Raw genomic sequence first — 14390 nt, 5'->3', positions numbered from 1 at the left:
TGGACACACAATACGATCATCAGTACAGGGGAGGTCCGACCATGAGCTGGGAAGCATTCGAAGGGGGCTGGCGTCTGGCGCCGGCCGATGGCGCCGCGCACGCGCTCGTCGTGCTGCTGCACGGGGTAGGCAGCAACGCACAGGACCTCACGCCGCTCGCCGACGTGTGGCGCGATGCGCTGCCGGGCGTCGCGTTCACGTCGCTCGACGGCAGCGAGCCGTTCGACGGCGGCTATGGCGGACGCCAGTGGTTCAGCCTGCGCGACATCAGCGAAAGCAATCGCGAGGCGCGCGTCGTTGCCGCCTCACAGGTGTTCGAGCGGCGGCTCGACGCCGAACTCGCCCACTGGGGCCTCGGCCACGACGCGCTCGCGCTCGTGGGTTTCTCGCAAGGCTCGATCATGTCGCTCTTCCACGTGGCCACCCAGGCGGCGGGGGCGGCGGCCGTGGTCGCCTATGCGGGCCGGCTCGTCGTGCCCGTAATCGCGAAAAGCCGCACGGTGCTCACGCTGGTGCACGGCGAGGACGACGAAGTGATTCCGGCCAGCGAACTGGAGCGCGCCGCCGCCGCATTCAGCGACGCGGGCTTCGCGGTCACCGCTTTCGCGCTGCCGGGCGTCGGCCACACGATTACGCCGCAGGGCGTCATGCTCGGGCGCGATGCCCTGGTGCGCGCGCTCGCGCGCAGCTAGATCGCCGGATAGATCCCATCGCGGGCGGGGACGACGCCGGTCCCCGTTAATCAGTATGCATCGGGCTGCTTCGGCGGGCTAAATCGGTACAAATGGCAGTCGCATAAGCCCGAAGTGTCGTATTTCGGCCATATTTTCCGGCTACCCTATGCAGTTGTTTTTGGACCGGCTAAAGTTCGCGCCGGTCGCGGCCGTTAATACGGGGAGTCGCCGCGACCTTATGGGCCGCGTAGGCCCGTTCCGCCCGGCGCGCGGCTAGTTCGCGCTGCCTGGACGAGGCCGCCATCGGGAATGCCATCCGGCGGCGCTTCGTCTGCGGGGTCGCCAAAAAGAACCGAACTTCAGACCAATATGGCCCGAGCCAAGCCGCAATCCATTTTTTCCAAAAGGCTGTTCCGCCAGGACGTGGCGCTCGATCTCGGTACGGCCAACACGCTCATCTACACCGCCGACAAAGGCATCGTGCTGAACCAGCCCTCCGTGGTCTGCTTCGAACGGCGCGCGGGGGCGAGCGAGACGACGGTCGCCGCGGTGGGCCGCGAGGCGAAGGATCTGCTTGGCCGCGCGCCGGCCAATATGGAGACGGTGCGGCCGCTCTCGCACGGCGTGATCGCCAATTTTTCCGCTGCCGAACACATGATGCGCCGCTTCGTGGCGATGGCGCAGCCGCGCCGTCTGCTCGGCCGCCGTGCGGCATTCACGGTGTGCGTGCCGGCGGGCGCGACGCGCGTCGAGCGCCGCGCGATTCGCGAGGCGGCCTTCGCGGCGGGCGCTGCGAGCGTGAATCTGATCGGCGAGTCGCTGGCTTCGGCCCTCGGCGCGGGCTTGCCGGTGCACGCGGCAACCGGCTCGATGGTCGTCGATATCGGCGGCGGCACGACGGAAGTGGGCATCGTCGCGCTGGGCGGCGTGGCGTGCAGCGGTTCGGTGCGCGTGGGCGGCGACCAGTTCGACCGCGCCATCGTCGATCATGTACGCACGCTTTATGGCGTCGTGCTGGGCGACCAGACCGCCGAACACGTGAAAAAGACGATTGGCTGCGCGCTCTACGGAGAACCCCTCGAACGCATCCGCGCGACCGGCCGCAGCATGGAAGACGGTCTGCCGCGCACGGTCGAGATCACGAGCCACGACGTGGTCGACGCGCTGGCCGCGCCGTTGCGCGTGGTGATCAACACGGTGCGGCAGGTGCTCGAGACGGCGCCCCCCGAACTCGTCACCGACATCGCCGATAGCGGCATCGTGCTCACGGGCGGCGGCTCGCTGCTCGGCAGGCTCGACCAGTGCCTCGCCGCCGAGCTTGGCGTGACCGTGCGCGTGGCCGACGAGCCGCTCACCTGCGCGGTGCGCGGCGCGGGCGCGGCGGCCTCGCTCATGAGCGAGCACGCTTTCGAAATGGTCGAATAACGGCGCAAGCCGGCGCATGGGGCAAGGCCGCTTCGCGAGGGCGCCGGCTTCACGGCTCTTCGCGCGGCGGGCGTGGGACAATACGCCACTTTGCCGGCGTGCGCCGCGATGGACTGCCAGTAGGCCGTAGTCCATTGCAATGCGCCGCTGTCCCGTTGTTTCCACATCGTCCAGCCGTGAATCCAGCCGCTTTTCCAGCCCCCGGCACGTTCATCGAACTGCCCGGTGGCCTGCCCATGCCCTATGTCGAACGGGGCGCTGGCGAACTTCTTCTCTTCGTGCACGGCTCGCTTTGCGATTACCGCTACTGGCAGCCGCAGCTGGCCGGTCTCGCGCAGCAATATCGCTGTGTATCGGTGAGTCTCACGCACTACTGGCCTGCCGCGGAGGCTGCGCGCGGCCTGCCGTTCAGCTGGCGGCAGCATGCGGATGAGCTTGCGGCGTTCGTCGAAGCCTTGGGCGCGGGCCCGGCGCACGTGACCGGGCATTCGCGCGGCGGCCTCGTGTCATTCCAGTTCGCGCGGCGCCATCCGCAACACGTGCGCACGCTCACGCTCGCCGATCCGGGCGGCCCAGTCCAGCAGCCGGGCCAGACGCTCGCCACGCTGCCAGAGAACGTCAATGCGCTGCGCGCCCGCGCCGTGGCGCTAATCGAGTCGGGCCAGGTGGACGCAGGGCTGGAACTGTTCGTCGATTCGGTGAGCCGGCCCGGCTTCTGGGCGAAGAGCACGCACGGGTTTCGCCGCATGGCCACCGACAACGCGCACACGCTTGGGCCGCAGTTTCAGGATCCGCTGCCTGCGTACTCGCGCGAGCAAGCCGCCGACGTGCAATGCCCCGTGCTGCTGATCGACGGCGAGCAGAGTCCTGAAGTGTTTCATCGGGCCGTGGCTGCGCTCGATGCCTGGCTGCCCGATGCGCGCCGCGCGAGTGTGGCGGGCGCATCGCATGGGATGAATCTGGCGCGGCCCGCGGCGTTCAACGAGCTGATTGACCGATTCGTGAGCGGCCACGGGCGCTGACGCACGCTGATTCACGCCGATGCAAAAAGGGCGGCCATGCAATGCGGCCGCCCATTTCGTTGCTGCGAAAAATATCGCAGTCCGAATGACTCTCGCTCAGTTGCGGCCGTGCGCGTGGGCGTCGAGCTTGTGCTCGGCCGCCTCGCCCACGAGGCCCGCGTAGTAGAGGTGCACGCCGATCGCGAGCGAATCGTTGCGGATTTCATGGAAGGCCTTCCATGCCTTCGCCGGATCCTTGAACACGAGATAGTGCGCTTCCTGCGACACGAGGCGGGCGACCTGGTGCAGGCCGTGGCCGTTGAGCGCGTCCACGAGGTGGTCGAGGCTGCGGTGCGTGCGCGCGTCGGTGCGCGGATACAGCATGTGCAGCACGGCTACGCGTTCGCTGGCGAGCGCGGCCGACAGTGCGACCACGATGTCCTGGTGATTGAGTGCCGTGACAACGGCGCCCTCTGCTTGTTCGTCTTCTGCGAACAGGGTGTCGACCGAGATGTTCATCTGTTGCTTCCTTACGTTTTGCTTTAAGCGCGTGCGGCGGTGAGAAAAGTCCGCCTGTGACAGCAGGCTGGTTTACAGAATGCAAGTAATGGAAAACCCTTGCATGTCAAGCAGTATCGCAAAGATGAGGTGCGACATGTTGCGCTGCAAGAGCAAAATATTGTTGCAAGAATCGGCGTTAAGGAAGCCGCAAGCTGGGCAGTGTTGCGGGCATGAAGAGGGATTGTTGCTGGCTGCGCTATCAATCGGTGCTGCACTGCGCCGTAGAATGCGGCAAGCGGTCGCAGCGATGCCGGCCTTTCCGGCGGCTGCGTCCTGTTGCGCGAGGTTTTGCGCGAAGTATTGCGATGTGACAGCAATTCAAGGACAGAAAATGATCGACTCGAAGACACACGCCACGCTCACGATCCCCGGCCACGCTGAAGGCGTGCAGTTGCCGGTCTACAAGGGCACCCAGGGCCCGGACGTGATCGACATCCGCAAGCTGTACGGCCAGACCGGCATGTTCACCTATGACCCGGGCTTCATGTCGACGGCGTCGTGCAACTCGGCGATCACGTACATCGACGGCGACAAGGGTCAGCTGCTTTACCGCGGCTACCCGATCGACAACCTCGCGCAAAACGCCGACTTCCTCGAAAGCTGCTATCTCCTGCTCAAGGGCGAGCTGCCCACCCAGCAGCAGAAGGACGAATTCGTGGCCTCGGTGACGAACCACACGATGGTTCACGAGCAGATGCACTTCTTTTTCCGGGGGTTCCGCCGTGACGCACATCCGATGGCGATTCTGGTGGCGGCGGTCGGCGCGCTGTCCGCGTTCTATCACGACTCGCTCGACATCAACAACGCGAAGCACCGCGAGGTGTCGGCGATCCGCATGATCGCGAAGCTGCCGACGCTCGTCGCCATGGCGTACAAGTACTCGATCGGCCAGCCGTTCGTGTATCCGCAGAACGACCTCTCGTACAGCGCGAACTTCATGCGCATGATGTTCTCTGCGCCGAGCGAGGAGTACAAGGTCAACGACGTGCTCGTGCGCGCGCTCGACCGTATCCTCATCCTGCACGCCGATCACGAGCAGAACGCTTCGACCTCGACGGTGCGTCTGGCCGGTTCGTCGGGCGCGAATCCGTTCGCATGTATCGCGGCCGGCATCGCTTGCCTGTGGGGCCCGGCGCACGGCGGCGCGAACGAAGCCGCGCTGAACATGCTCGAAGAAATCGGCTCGGTCGATAACATCCCGAAGTTCATCGAGCAGGTGAAGGACAAGAACTCGGGCGTGAAGCTGATGGGCTTCGGCCACCGCGTGTACAAGAACTATGACCCGCGTGCGAAGCTCATGCGCGAAACGTGCTACGAAGTGCTCAACGAACTCGGTCTGCACGACGATCCGCTCTTCAAGCTCGCCATGCAGCTCGAAAAGATCGCGCTGGAAGACGAATACTTCGTGTCGCGCAAGCTCTACCCGAACGTCGACTTCTATTCGGGCATCGTGCAGCGCGCGCTGGGCATCCCGACCTCGATGTTCACGTGCATCTTCGCGATGGCGCGCACGGTTGGCTGGATTGCGCAGTGGAACGAAATGATCGCCGACCCCGAGCAGAAGATCGGCCGTCCGCGTCAGCTGTTCATCGGCGAAACGCCGCGCGAGGCGTTGCCGATCTCGCAACGCTGATCCTCACGGCGCGCGCCGCTTCCGGCGCGCGAGCGCACCGCCTTACACGGGCGCCCGCACGTACATCGTGCCGGCGCCCGCAATTTTTTCCGCGCACGTTCCTTGCTCCGCACTGCGATTTGCCACTCATTTCGCGCGTATCTTTCGCCCGTTCTTCGCGCATTCGCCCAACGCGTGCGCGGAAGCCACTACAATCAACCGCAAGCGAACCGTACCGTAACCCTTTGCATGGGACCCAGGAGGCACGCAATGCAGGATCCTGAAACACTCGGCGGCGTCACGCGCTCAAGCGGCGTGGATCATCCCGACCAGGACACGCGGGAAACCGACAGCGCGTTCATCGCGCCCGAAACGCCAGAGGTTGCAAGCGCCGACCAGCATGTGCTGAAGTCGGGCGGCACCTTCATCGTCAACGATCCGCTCGGCGACATCACCGGCATCGACGACGGCCTGTTCGTCAACGACACGCGCGTGCTCTCGTCGCTGCGCCTCACTTTCGGCGGACGCGTGCCCTCGCTGCTCTCGGGCAGCGTCAGCAGCGACAACGCCGTGTTCACGGCCCACCTGACCAATCGTCCGCTGCCGCCGCTCGGCGGAACTACCACGCCCGAAGGCGTGATTCACGTGCAGCGCGAGCGCGTGCTCTCCGGCACGATGATGACCGAGGCCATCGAACTCACGAACTACGGCACCGAAGACGCCGTGGTGCCGCTTTCCATCTCGTTCGCAAGCGACTTCCGCGACATGTTCGAGGTGCGCGGCCTGAAGCGCGAAAAACGCGGCACGCTCATGCCGCCGCGTGTCGAAGACGGCGAAGTCCGGCTCGAATACATCGGCCTCGACAAGGTCGCGCGGCGCGTGCGTATCGAGTTCTCGCCCACCCCGAACAAACTCCTCGCCGATCGCGCCGACTTCACCGTCGATCTGCCCGCGCAGGCCTGCGTCTCGATCTATCTCTCGGTGGCGATCGAAGTCGAGGCCATGCCCGGCGCCGCGCCCGGCACGCAGAGCGCGGGCATCTTCCAGCCGCCCCATTGCCTCTCGGACTCGCAGGAGCAGCGCGTGGGCCGCGGCGCCCAGCGCGCTGCGTTGGTCGACTCGCATATCGTGATGCGCGAACGCCGCCGCGCGGCGGCGCATTTGCGGTCGAGCAACCCGCTCTTCAATGCGTGGATCAACCGCTCGATCGCCGACCTCGGTCTTTTGACTACCGACCTGCCGACCGGCCCGTATCCGTACGCGGGCATTCCGTGGTTTTCCACGCCGTTCGGCCGCGACGCGGTCATCACGTCGCTGCAGACGCTGTGGCTAACGCCGGCGCTCGCGCGCGGCGTGCTGCGTTTTCTCGCGGAACATCAGGCACGCGAGGATTCGGCGTTCCGCGACGCGGCGGTCGGCAAGATCATGCACGAAATGCGCAAGAGCGAGATGGCCGCCACGGGCGAAGTGCCGTTCGCGCTCTACTACGGCGGGGTGGACACCACGCCGCTCTTCGTCGTGCTGGCGGGCGCTTATGTCGACCGCACGGGCGACGTCTCGCTGATCGAGGAGTTGTGGCCGGCGCTGGAACGCGCGGCGGCCTGGGTCGCAGGTGTATGCGACCGCAACAAACTCGGTCTGCTCGACTACCGGCGCGAATCGGAAGGCGGGCTCGCCAACCAGGGCTGGAAGGACAGTCACGACTCCGTCTTCCATGCCGACGGCCGTTTCCCCGACGGTCCGATCGCGCTCGTCGAAGTGCAGGCGTACGCGAGCGCGGCGTTCGAAACGATGTCGCGTTTCGCCATGCATCGCGGCCAGGTGGAAGACGCGGCGCGCTACGGCGCGCGCGCCGCGAATATTCGCCGCTGCGTGGAAGATAAGTTCTGGATGCCGGAGTCGGAGTTCTACGGCATTGCGCTCGATGGCCACGGCGATCTTTGCCGCGTGCTCGCGTCGAACGCGGGACATCTGCTCGCCTTCGGGCTGCCCGAGGAGGAGCGCGGCCGCGCCGTGGCGGAAGCGCTCGAATCGGCGCTGTTCCACACGGGCTGGGGCGTGCGTACGCTCGCGGCGGGCCAGGCGCGTTTCAACCCCATGGCGTACCACAACGGCTCCGTCTGGCCGCACGACAACGCGTTGTGCGCACGCGGTCTCGCGCGCTATGGCCACAAGGCGGCAGCGGTGCGCCTCCTGCAGGCGCTGTTCGAGGCTGCGGTCACGTTCGACATGCGTCTGCCCGAACTGTTCTGCGGGTTCCCGCGCCGGCGCGGCGAGCCGCCTACCGCATATCCGGTGGCCTGCCTGCCGCAAGCCTGGGCCGCGGGTTCGCCGTTCATGATGCTCGAAGCGTGTCTTGGCATGACGATCGACGCGGCGCGCAACGAGGTGCGCGTCGAGCAGCCCATGCTGCCCGAAGGCATCGACTGGCTAGAAGTGGGCGATCTGCGCGTGGGCAAGCATACGGTGACGCTCATGTTCCGCCGCGTGGACGGCAAGGTCGTGGCATCGGCCGATCGCAGCGACGTGAAGGTCGTGGCGTTGCTGTGACTCTGGGCGCGGGCTTGCAAAGCCCGCGCGCCGATTTTTCGCTGATTACGAAGCGACGCGCACCAGCGTGAACTGCGGCGCGACGTAGCCCGTCTCGACGCCCATCGTATTGACGATGCGCGGGGCGTCGAATTTGCTTAGTTGTGCCAGCTGTTCCGTCGTGCCGATGCCCAGTTGCCTGAGCACTTCCACGACGGTGGCATGGAGCGCGGTCAGATCACCGTCCTCGATCTTCACGGCGATACCCAATGCCGGGCCGCCCGTATGCGTTGCGGTGGCCGCGCTTGCGCGCACGCCAATCGCATAACTGCCCGCCGCGCCCAGCTTGCCGACGAGCGCACCTTCGAACGCGCTCATGAGCGCCGTGCAGAAGCGGCCTTCGCCCGCCACGAGTTCCGGATACGACGTCATCGCGCGATAGATGTGGGCGAGCGCCTGCGAGCGCGTGTCGGCCGCGGCCGAGCCTGGCAACGCCGCGTGGTCCTGCGCATCGGCGAGCTTCACGAACAGGCGGGCGAGCCGGTCGAGCGGGAAGGCCGGCGTGGGCAGATTGCAGCCGTCGATGCCCCACTCGACGCTCGTCACGGGAAGGTCGCAAACCTCGGCCACGACCCGCTTCACATGTTGCTGCAAGGGGTGCGAAGGCAGATGGTAGTCGGCCAGCGCCGCGCCGATGGCGCGGGCGCCGGCCAGCATGCCCGCGTGCTTGCCCGAGCAATTGCTGCACACGGCACCCGGCGTGAAGTCGCGCTTGATCCACGCCTTGTAGACGGCGTCCGAGATCGGCACATGGCCGCCGCAGCGCAGGTCCGATTCCGAAGCGGACACTTTGGCTAGCATCGCGCGCGTCCGCTCGATATGGCGGTCCTCGCTGCTATGCGAGGCGCACATGAGTGCGAGATCGGCGTCGTCGAAGTGAAAGCGCTCGAGCGCGCCGGTTTCGGCCACGGCGAGCGCCTGCGCTGGCTTGGCCGCCGAGCGCACGAGCGTCATGCGATGCGGGTCGCCGAACGCGTAGAGCAGGCGGCCTTGGGCGTCGACCACGGCGATGTGGGCGATATGCGTGGTTTCGATGACACCGCCGCGCAGGACCTTCACGGCGGGTTGGGGAGCGCTCGTCGTCATGGTGCGTTTGCCTTGGCTCTCGGATGGGATCGCGCTGCGCGATCGATGTGCGATTCTAATCCGCGCGTGCGTGTCAGCGCATTTGCCGGGCAACGCGGCACGCCGCGAGATCCCACGCGCCGCTGCCGACCGTTTTCAGCAGCATCGGACTGCCATCATGCGCCGCGCCGTTTGCCACAGCGGAGCCAATCGAGCGCACGTTCGCCCAGTCGATGCCGGCCTGCAGCAGGTCGCCGGCTTCTTCGCGCGCGGCCGCGAGATCGTCGACGAACACGCGGCTCGCGCGCACCGTGTCCTCGGCGATTTCGGCCGCGTCCGGCGTGAAGGCGCCCACGCCGATCACGAGCCGGTCGTTTCGCGCCGCGTCGTCGTACACGGGCGTCTTGCTCGTCGTCGCGGCGATGACTACGTCGACTGCTTCCGGTACCGCGCCATGCGCGGGCGTCACGTTCACGCCGGACTGCGCGAAGTGGGCGCGGAACGCTTGTTCGGACGCTTCCGTCCGGCCTTTCACATAGAGCGTCGCCGCCGGGTGAAGCACGCCGATCGCCTCGGCATGAAAACGCGCCTGCTGTCCGGTGCCGATGACCAGAAACGCGCGCGGCGCGCCGGGATGAAAGAGGCGCACGCCCAGCATGGAGAGCGCCGCGGTGCGCCGCCCGGTCACGGTCGGGCCGTCGAGGATGAACTCCGGCTGCCCAGTCGCGCCGTTGCACACCGTCACCGCGCCGAAGATGGTCGGCATGCCGAGCGTCGCGTTGGCCGGGCACACGCTCACGAGCTTGTGGATGGCGATGTCGTCGGCGCTGGCGGGCATCGAGAGCATGACGCCGTTGCCCTTGAGCGGCACGCCCGTGCGCACGGGCGCGTGAATGCGGCCCGCGTCGTGGTCCTGCGCGGCCGTGGCGAGGGCGTCGAGCAGCACGCCGAAGTCGAGCAGGCGTGCCGTGGCGGTTGCGTCGTAAATCGCGATGGGCTCCATCGAATCTTCTCTCCTGTTGAATGCGTCGGTGTAGCGGCGTGAGTTCCGGCCGCCGGCCTCAAAAGCGCTCGATGCGAAACGGCGCGAGATCGACGGCGGGCGTCTCGCGCGTCATCAATTGTGCGACGAGTTCGCCGCTGAGCGGCCCGAGCGTGAGGCCCAGATGCTGATGGCCGGTCGCGACGAACACGTTCCGTGCGCCGCGCATCTCGCCGATCATCGGCAGATAGTCGGGCAGCGTGGGGCGCTCGCCGTACCAGCGGCTTGCGACCTGCGCCGCGCGTGCGCCGGGAAAGAGCGTCTGGAACTGCGCGGCGAGCATGTCGGCGCGGCGCCAGTCGGGTGCGCCGCGCGCGCCGAGCTCGACGGTGCCGGCAAGCCGGATGCCTTGCGCCATCGGGTTACAGGTGAAGCCGCGCTCGACGAAGCTCACGGGCACGCGCAGCGTGTCCTGCGAGGGCGCGCCGAGCTGGACGTGATAGCCGCGCTCGTTGGTCAGCGCAATCCTGGCGCCCAGCTGCTGTGCGAGTTCGGCGCTGCGCGAGCCCGCCGCGATCAGCACCTTGGCGGCTGGGTGCATCGCGCCGCTCAGCGTCACGCCGATACGGCCATCGGGCAGGACGCGCAATGCATCGACGGCAGCGCTCGTGAATCTCGCGCCCGCTGCGAGCGCGGCCTCGAAAATGCGCTCGACGACCTGCTGCGGGTTCGTGACCGAAGCCATGCCGGGAAAGTAGCGCGCATGGCTGATATGCGGCGTGAGCGACGGCAAATAATCGCGCCGCACCTGCGCGGCCGTGAGAGTTTCGTAGCGCACGCCGTGCCGGTCGAGCAGGTCGAGTTGCGCGCGTTCGGTTGCGTGCGCAACGGGTTGTTCGAACACGTAGAGCGAGCCGATGTCGCGGAAGAGGTCGTCGGCAACGTGCTGATCGAGCAGTCGACGCCAGGCTTGCCCCGCGCCGGTCACGAGACTCGCGAGCGCGAGCGTGTTGCGCCGAAAGCGGGGGCGCTGCGCCTGCGCGGCGAACTCCAGCAGCCACGGCGCCATGCGCGGCAGGCTGCGTTTGTGCAGGCGCAGCGGGCTGTCGCGGCGCAGCAGCATGCGAGGCAGGCCGGCCATCGTCTCGGGGCTCGCGAGCGGCGCGACATGATCGACCGCGATCAGGCCCGCGTTGCCGAAGGAGCAGCCCGAACCGGGCGGCGCGCTGTCGACGATACGCACGCGCATGCCGCGCTGCGCCAGCTTGAGCGCGGCGCAGACCCCGATGATGCCCGCACCGATGACGACGACGTCTTCCATGTCAGTCTCGCGACGAAGAAGTGATTTCGTTCGATGCTAACCGAACTATTTCCTATAGGAAACTTTTTTCTGATCGTATATCGCGCGTCCTCGCCCCGCCGATCAGCGTTGCCCTTGCGAGGCGTTGTAGGCGAGCGCCTGCTCGAGCAGCCACGCGCGGAACATCTCCAGCGGCTTGCCGTGGCTGAGTTCGGTCGGATAGACGAAGTAGTAGCCGCCATCGGCAATAGCAGGCGCTTCGAACGGGACGACGACGCCGAACCGCTCTAGCTGGCCTTCGACGAAGAACTTCGGCACCAGCGCGACGCCGAGACCGGCGGCAGCAGCGGCGATCAGCATAGTGTGCAGTTCGTAGCGCACGCCGTGCATGGTGGCGTTGTCTTCCACGCCGAGGTCGGAGAACCAGCGCGTCCAAGCGTCGGGGCGGGTGGTGGAGTGCAGCAGCGGGTAGGCGAGCAGTTCGTGCGCCTTCTTGACGGGGCGTGCGAGCAGCGACGGCGAACAGACGGGCACCACTTCCTCGCCGAACAGAAAGTCGGACGACGTACCGGGCCAGGTCGGCTTGCCGTAGTGGATCGCGGCTTCGAAATGCGATTCCTCAAACGAGAACGTCTCGGTGCGCACGCCCATGTTTACGCGCACCTCGGGCGTGCGGTCGTGGAAGTCCTTGAGGCGCGGAATCAGCCACTCGGACGCGAAAGTCGGCAGCACGGCGAGTTCCAGATAACCGCCGCCGCTGCCGTGCGCAATGATGGAGAGCGTGTCGCGATCGAGGTTTTCGAGCGCACGGCGCACCTGAGTGCTATAGAGCCGGCCCGCGCGCGTGAGCACGACCCGCTGTTTGGCGCGAACGAAGAGGCGCACGCCGAGATTCGATTCGAGCGTGGCGATCTGGCGCGAAACCGCGCTTTCGGTGAGGAACAACTCCTTGGCGGCGTGGGTGAAGCTCTCGTGCCGCGCCGCGGCCTCGAAGGCCGTCAGAGCGCCGATGTTCGGGATCTTGAACTTGCGCATGGTGATTCCATAAACTCATCAAGTGACAATTTAATCTCGCTTTACGCTGGGCGCAATCGTTTGAATAATGCGTTTTACGTATTGTTGGCCGAATCCTAGGGCCAGAGGCACGTTTGATGGTCGCTGCGAGGCGGTCGTTTCCTGTGAGATTGGTGATGCGCAATTCGAACGTAGAACGCTTGTTGTCCGCGCTGCTTGGCCGCGAGAAAACCGAAACCCTCTTTGCAACGCTGAATTTTCCGTCGATGCTCGGCGACTGGGAAAGCGGCACCGTCACGCGCGCCGAACTCGCCCAGGCGATGAACATGGCGCTGTTCGAAGACCTGCTGGAGCGCTCGCCCAACGGCCGCACGTACACGAACGATACGGTGGCGCAGGGCGGCGCGGTGGACTTCGACCATGGCGCGCTGCGCACGGTGCGCTGGGCGCAGAACGGCGCGCTGCCGCCCGGCGAAGCGGCGTTCACGCGCATTCTGCGTCCGCTCGGTTTCCGCCTGAATGGCCGCTATCCGCTGGACAAGCTCGGCATGACGGGGCGCGCCTACGCCCACGAAGACGCGCCCGACGAGATCGCGCAGTTCTTCGTGAGCGAACTGCACCCCGAGCGCTTTTCGGCGGCGTTCCAGCAGGCCGTGACGAACGTGGTGGGCGCGTCGAAAGATCCGCTCACACCGCTGGCCGTTGCGCAACTCTCCGAACTCGAACGCGATGGTTCGCTGCCGCTCGACGCGGCGCTGCAACTGCTGCCCGTGATCGTCGGCGCGTTCGCGCGACAGCACGACGTGCCGTCTGTTTCGGACTACGAGACATTGCTGCAGGAATCGGCGGAAATGGCGTGGATCGCGACGGAAGGCAACGCCTTCAATCACGCGACCGACCGCGTGGAAGACGTATTCAGGCTCTCGGACGACGAGAAGGCCAAGGGGCGCCCGATGAAGCCCAGCGTCGAAACCTCGCGCTCGGGCCGTGTGTTTCAGACGGCGTACCGCGCCGACACCGTCAAGCGCGAGTTCCGCGCGGCGGACGGCCAACGCGTGATGCGCGAGGTGCCGGGCTCGTTCTACGAGTTCATCACGCGCAAGCGCACGTTCGATCAGGTCACGCGGCGCTGGCAGACCGATTTGCGCTTCGATGCGGGTAATGCCACCGGCATCTTCAAGATGACCGCGAACGCCGCGTGAGCGCGAAGGATCACACGCCCGGCGCGCCGTCCTGCGTGTCCGGGTGCGGTTCGTTGATGAGCCAGAGGACTTCCGCGTCCTCTTCGCTCGTGGAGACGGCCGCATGCCCCGTGCGGCTGTCGAAGTAGAGGCTGTCGCCGGCTTCGAGATGCGTCGGTGCGTAAAGCTCGGAGTAGAGGCAAACCGAGCCGCTCAAGATGAAGAGAAATTCTTCGCCTTCATGCCGGCCCCATTCCGTGAACTCGTCGAGCGAGTGCGCCGTCACCCGAATGCGAAACGGGTACATCGCCTTGTGGGCGAGCTCCGTGGCCAGCAACTCCATCTGATAGCAGCCAGCCGAATGCTGCTGCCCCCCGCCCTTGCGGGTGAGTGCGCGGCGTCCGCTCGCGCGCGGCCTGGGCGCCGAACCGAACAGTTCGCCGAGGTCGATCTTCAGGCCGTGAACGATCTTCTGCAGCACGTCGAACGTCGGCGACATGACGCCGTTTTCCACCTTCGAGAGCGTGGAGCGCGACACGCCGCACACTCGGCTGGCGGCCTCGAGCGTGTAATCGTGCTTCAGCCGGGCCGCCTTGACGCGCTTGCCCAGCTCCGCCGAAGCGTTCTCGGCGGGCTTGAGGGACGGGGTTTCCATTCGGGAACTCGGGTGCTCGCTGATGGTTCGCGGGTGTTCGCTGATGATTCGTATCGTACTCTATGTTTCCGATCATAAGAGTTGCGTATCGCGCGACGTGTGCTGCGTCCTACCACGATTAATTTGCATGGCTAAGTAAATCGATCGCCCGGAAGTTGATGATTTCTGACGCAAACCCAGTCGGCGCAAGGCATGGTGCGCGCGCAACCCGTTCTCGCAAGACACCCACACGCAAGCGGCCATATCGGCGTCATCGGGTATTTCCCAATGCCTGAGAGGCCGCGTCACGCGTTGCCGTATTCCCCGCGTGGACGGGGTTGATGAGAAAAGC

At 66.2% G+C, this 14390-nt stretch carries 12 protein-coding genes; 6 read left to right on the top strand and 6 right to left on the bottom strand.

Features of this window, described 5'->3' with window-relative positions; genetic code table 11:
• Positions 1 to 41 precede the first annotated feature (41 nt).
• The 3 genes from M3I53_RS19630 (at position 42) to M3I53_RS19620 (ending at position 3121) form a co-directional block, all read left to right on the top strand.
• Positions 42 to 692, top strand: coding sequence for an alpha/beta hydrolase (locus M3I53_RS19630; RefSeq protein ID WP_254317539.1), 651 nt, complete (start codon positions 42 to 44; stop codon positions 690 to 692).
• 351 nt (positions 693 to 1043) lie between these two features.
• Complete coding sequence (locus M3I53_RS19625; RefSeq protein ID WP_254317538.1) at positions 1044 to 2099, top strand: rod shape-determining protein; 1056 nt, start codon at positions 1044 to 1046, stop codon at positions 2097 to 2099.
• Between the two features lie 236 nt (positions 2100 to 2335).
• Positions 2336 to 3121: an alpha/beta fold hydrolase gene (locus M3I53_RS19620; protein ID WP_254317616.1), complete on the top strand. Its 786-nt coding sequence runs from the start codon at positions 2336 to 2338 to the stop codon at positions 3119 to 3121.
• 96 nt (positions 3122 to 3217) lie between these two features.
• Here the strand turns inward: M3I53_RS19620 and M3I53_RS19615 are convergent, their stop codons facing one another.
• Positions 3218 to 3619: a hypothetical protein gene (locus M3I53_RS19615; RefSeq protein WP_254317537.1), complete on the bottom strand. Its 402-nt coding sequence runs from the start codon at positions 3617 to 3619 to the stop codon at positions 3218 to 3220.
• A 373-nt stretch (positions 3620 to 3992) separates the two neighbouring features.
• Between M3I53_RS19615 and gltA the strand changes: the two genes are divergently transcribed.
• Positions 3993 to 5294 (top strand): citrate synthase, encoded by a 1302-nt coding sequence (gltA, locus tag M3I53_RS19610; protein ID WP_254317536.1) that lies wholly within the window; start codon positions 3993 to 3995, stop codon positions 5292 to 5294.
• Positions 5295 to 5543: 249 nt separating this feature from the next.
• Complete coding sequence (locus M3I53_RS19605) at positions 5544 to 7823, top strand: amylo-alpha-1,6-glucosidase (protein WP_254317535.1); 2280 nt, start codon at positions 5544 to 5546, stop codon at positions 7821 to 7823.
• 45 nt (positions 7824 to 7868) lie between these two features.
• Here the strand turns inward: M3I53_RS19605 and M3I53_RS19600 are convergent, their stop codons facing one another.
• From M3I53_RS19600 to M3I53_RS19585, 4 genes are all read right to left on the bottom strand, one after another.
• Positions 7869 to 8948 carry an asparaginase gene (locus tag M3I53_RS19600; protein ID WP_254317534.1) on the bottom strand — a complete coding sequence of 360 codons (1080 nt, stop codon included), beginning with the start codon at positions 8946 to 8948 and terminating at the stop codon, positions 7869 to 7871.
• A 73-nt stretch (positions 8949 to 9021) separates the two neighbouring features.
• Positions 9022 to 9930, bottom strand: coding sequence for a bifunctional Delta(1)-pyrroline-2-carboxylate/Delta(1)-piperideine-2-carboxylate reductase (gene lhpI / locus M3I53_RS19595; RefSeq protein ID WP_254317533.1), 909 nt, complete (start codon positions 9928 to 9930; stop codon positions 9022 to 9024).
• Positions 9931 to 9988: 58 nt separating this feature from the next.
• Complete coding sequence (locus tag M3I53_RS19590; protein WP_254317532.1) at positions 9989 to 11230, bottom strand: FAD-binding oxidoreductase; 1242 nt, start codon at positions 11228 to 11230, stop codon at positions 9989 to 9991.
• Positions 11231 to 11332: 102 nt separating this feature from the next.
• Positions 11333 to 12244, bottom strand: coding sequence for a LysR family transcriptional regulator (locus M3I53_RS19585; protein ID WP_254317531.1), 912 nt, complete (start codon positions 12242 to 12244; stop codon positions 11333 to 11335).
• A gap of 155 nt (positions 12245 to 12399) precedes the next feature.
• Between M3I53_RS19585 and M3I53_RS19580 the strand changes: the two genes are divergently transcribed.
• A complete protein-coding gene (locus M3I53_RS19580) occupies positions 12400 to 13425 on the top strand; it encodes a DUF1338 domain-containing protein (protein ID WP_254317530.1) in 1026 nt (341 codons plus the stop codon).
• 10 nt (positions 13426 to 13435) lie between these two features.
• Here the strand turns inward: M3I53_RS19580 and M3I53_RS19575 are convergent, their stop codons facing one another.
• The gene (locus tag M3I53_RS19575) at positions 13436 to 14059 is read right to left on the bottom strand and encodes a helix-turn-helix domain-containing protein (RefSeq protein WP_254317529.1); all 624 of its coding nucleotides are present in this window, start codon (positions 14057 to 14059) and stop codon (positions 13436 to 13438) included.
• Positions 14060 to 14390 lie beyond the last annotated feature (331 nt).

It is taken from the genome of Paraburkholderia sp. CNPSo 3272, assembly GCF_024206495.1.
In the GTDB taxonomy this organism is placed as follows: Bacteria; Pseudomonadota; Gammaproteobacteria; order Burkholderiales; family Burkholderiaceae; genus Paraburkholderia.
Note: the sequence above shows the minus strand (reverse complement) of the source record. Positions and strands in the feature narration are given on the sequence as shown.

Bases quoted from the DNA above. Each gene is read 5' to 3' on its own strand.
- M3I53_RS19630 (WP_254317539.1), top strand. From the start codon at position 42: ATGAGCTGGGAAGCATTCGAAGGGGGCTGGCGTCTGGCGCCGGCCGAT.
- M3I53_RS19625 (WP_254317538.1), top strand. From the start codon at position 1,044: ATGGCCCGAGCCAAGCCGCAATCCATTTTTTCCAAAAGGCTGTTCCGC.
- M3I53_RS19620 (WP_254317616.1), top strand. From the start codon at position 2,336: ATGCCCTATGTCGAACGGGGCGCTGGCGAACTTCTTCTCTTCGTGCAC.
- M3I53_RS19615 (WP_254317537.1), bottom strand. From the start codon at position 3,619: ATGAACATCTCGGTCGACACCCTGTTCGCAGAAGACGAACAAGCAGAG.
- gltA (WP_254317536.1), top strand. From the start codon at position 3,993: ATGATCGACTCGAAGACACACGCCACGCTCACGATCCCCGGCCACGCT.
- M3I53_RS19605 (WP_254317535.1), top strand. From the start codon at position 5,544: ATGCAGGATCCTGAAACACTCGGCGGCGTCACGCGCTCAAGCGGCGTG.
- M3I53_RS19600 (WP_254317534.1), bottom strand. From the start codon at position 8,948: ATGACGACGAGCGCTCCCCAACCCGCCGTGAAGGTCCTGCGCGGCGGT.
- lhpI (WP_254317533.1), bottom strand. From the start codon at position 9,930: ATGGAGCCCATCGCGATTTACGACGCAACCGCCACGGCACGCCTGCTC.
- M3I53_RS19590 (WP_254317532.1), bottom strand. From the start codon at position 11,230: ATGGAAGACGTCGTCGTCATCGGTGCGGGCATCATCGGGGTCTGCGCC.
- M3I53_RS19585 (WP_254317531.1), bottom strand. From the start codon at position 12,244: ATGCGCAAGTTCAAGATCCCGAACATCGGCGCTCTGACGGCCTTCGAG.
- M3I53_RS19580 (WP_254317530.1), top strand. From the start codon at position 12,400: ATGCGCAATTCGAACGTAGAACGCTTGTTGTCCGCGCTGCTTGGCCGC.
- M3I53_RS19575 (WP_254317529.1), bottom strand. From the start codon at position 14,059: ATGGAAACCCCGTCCCTCAAGCCCGCCGAGAACGCTTCGGCGGAGCTG.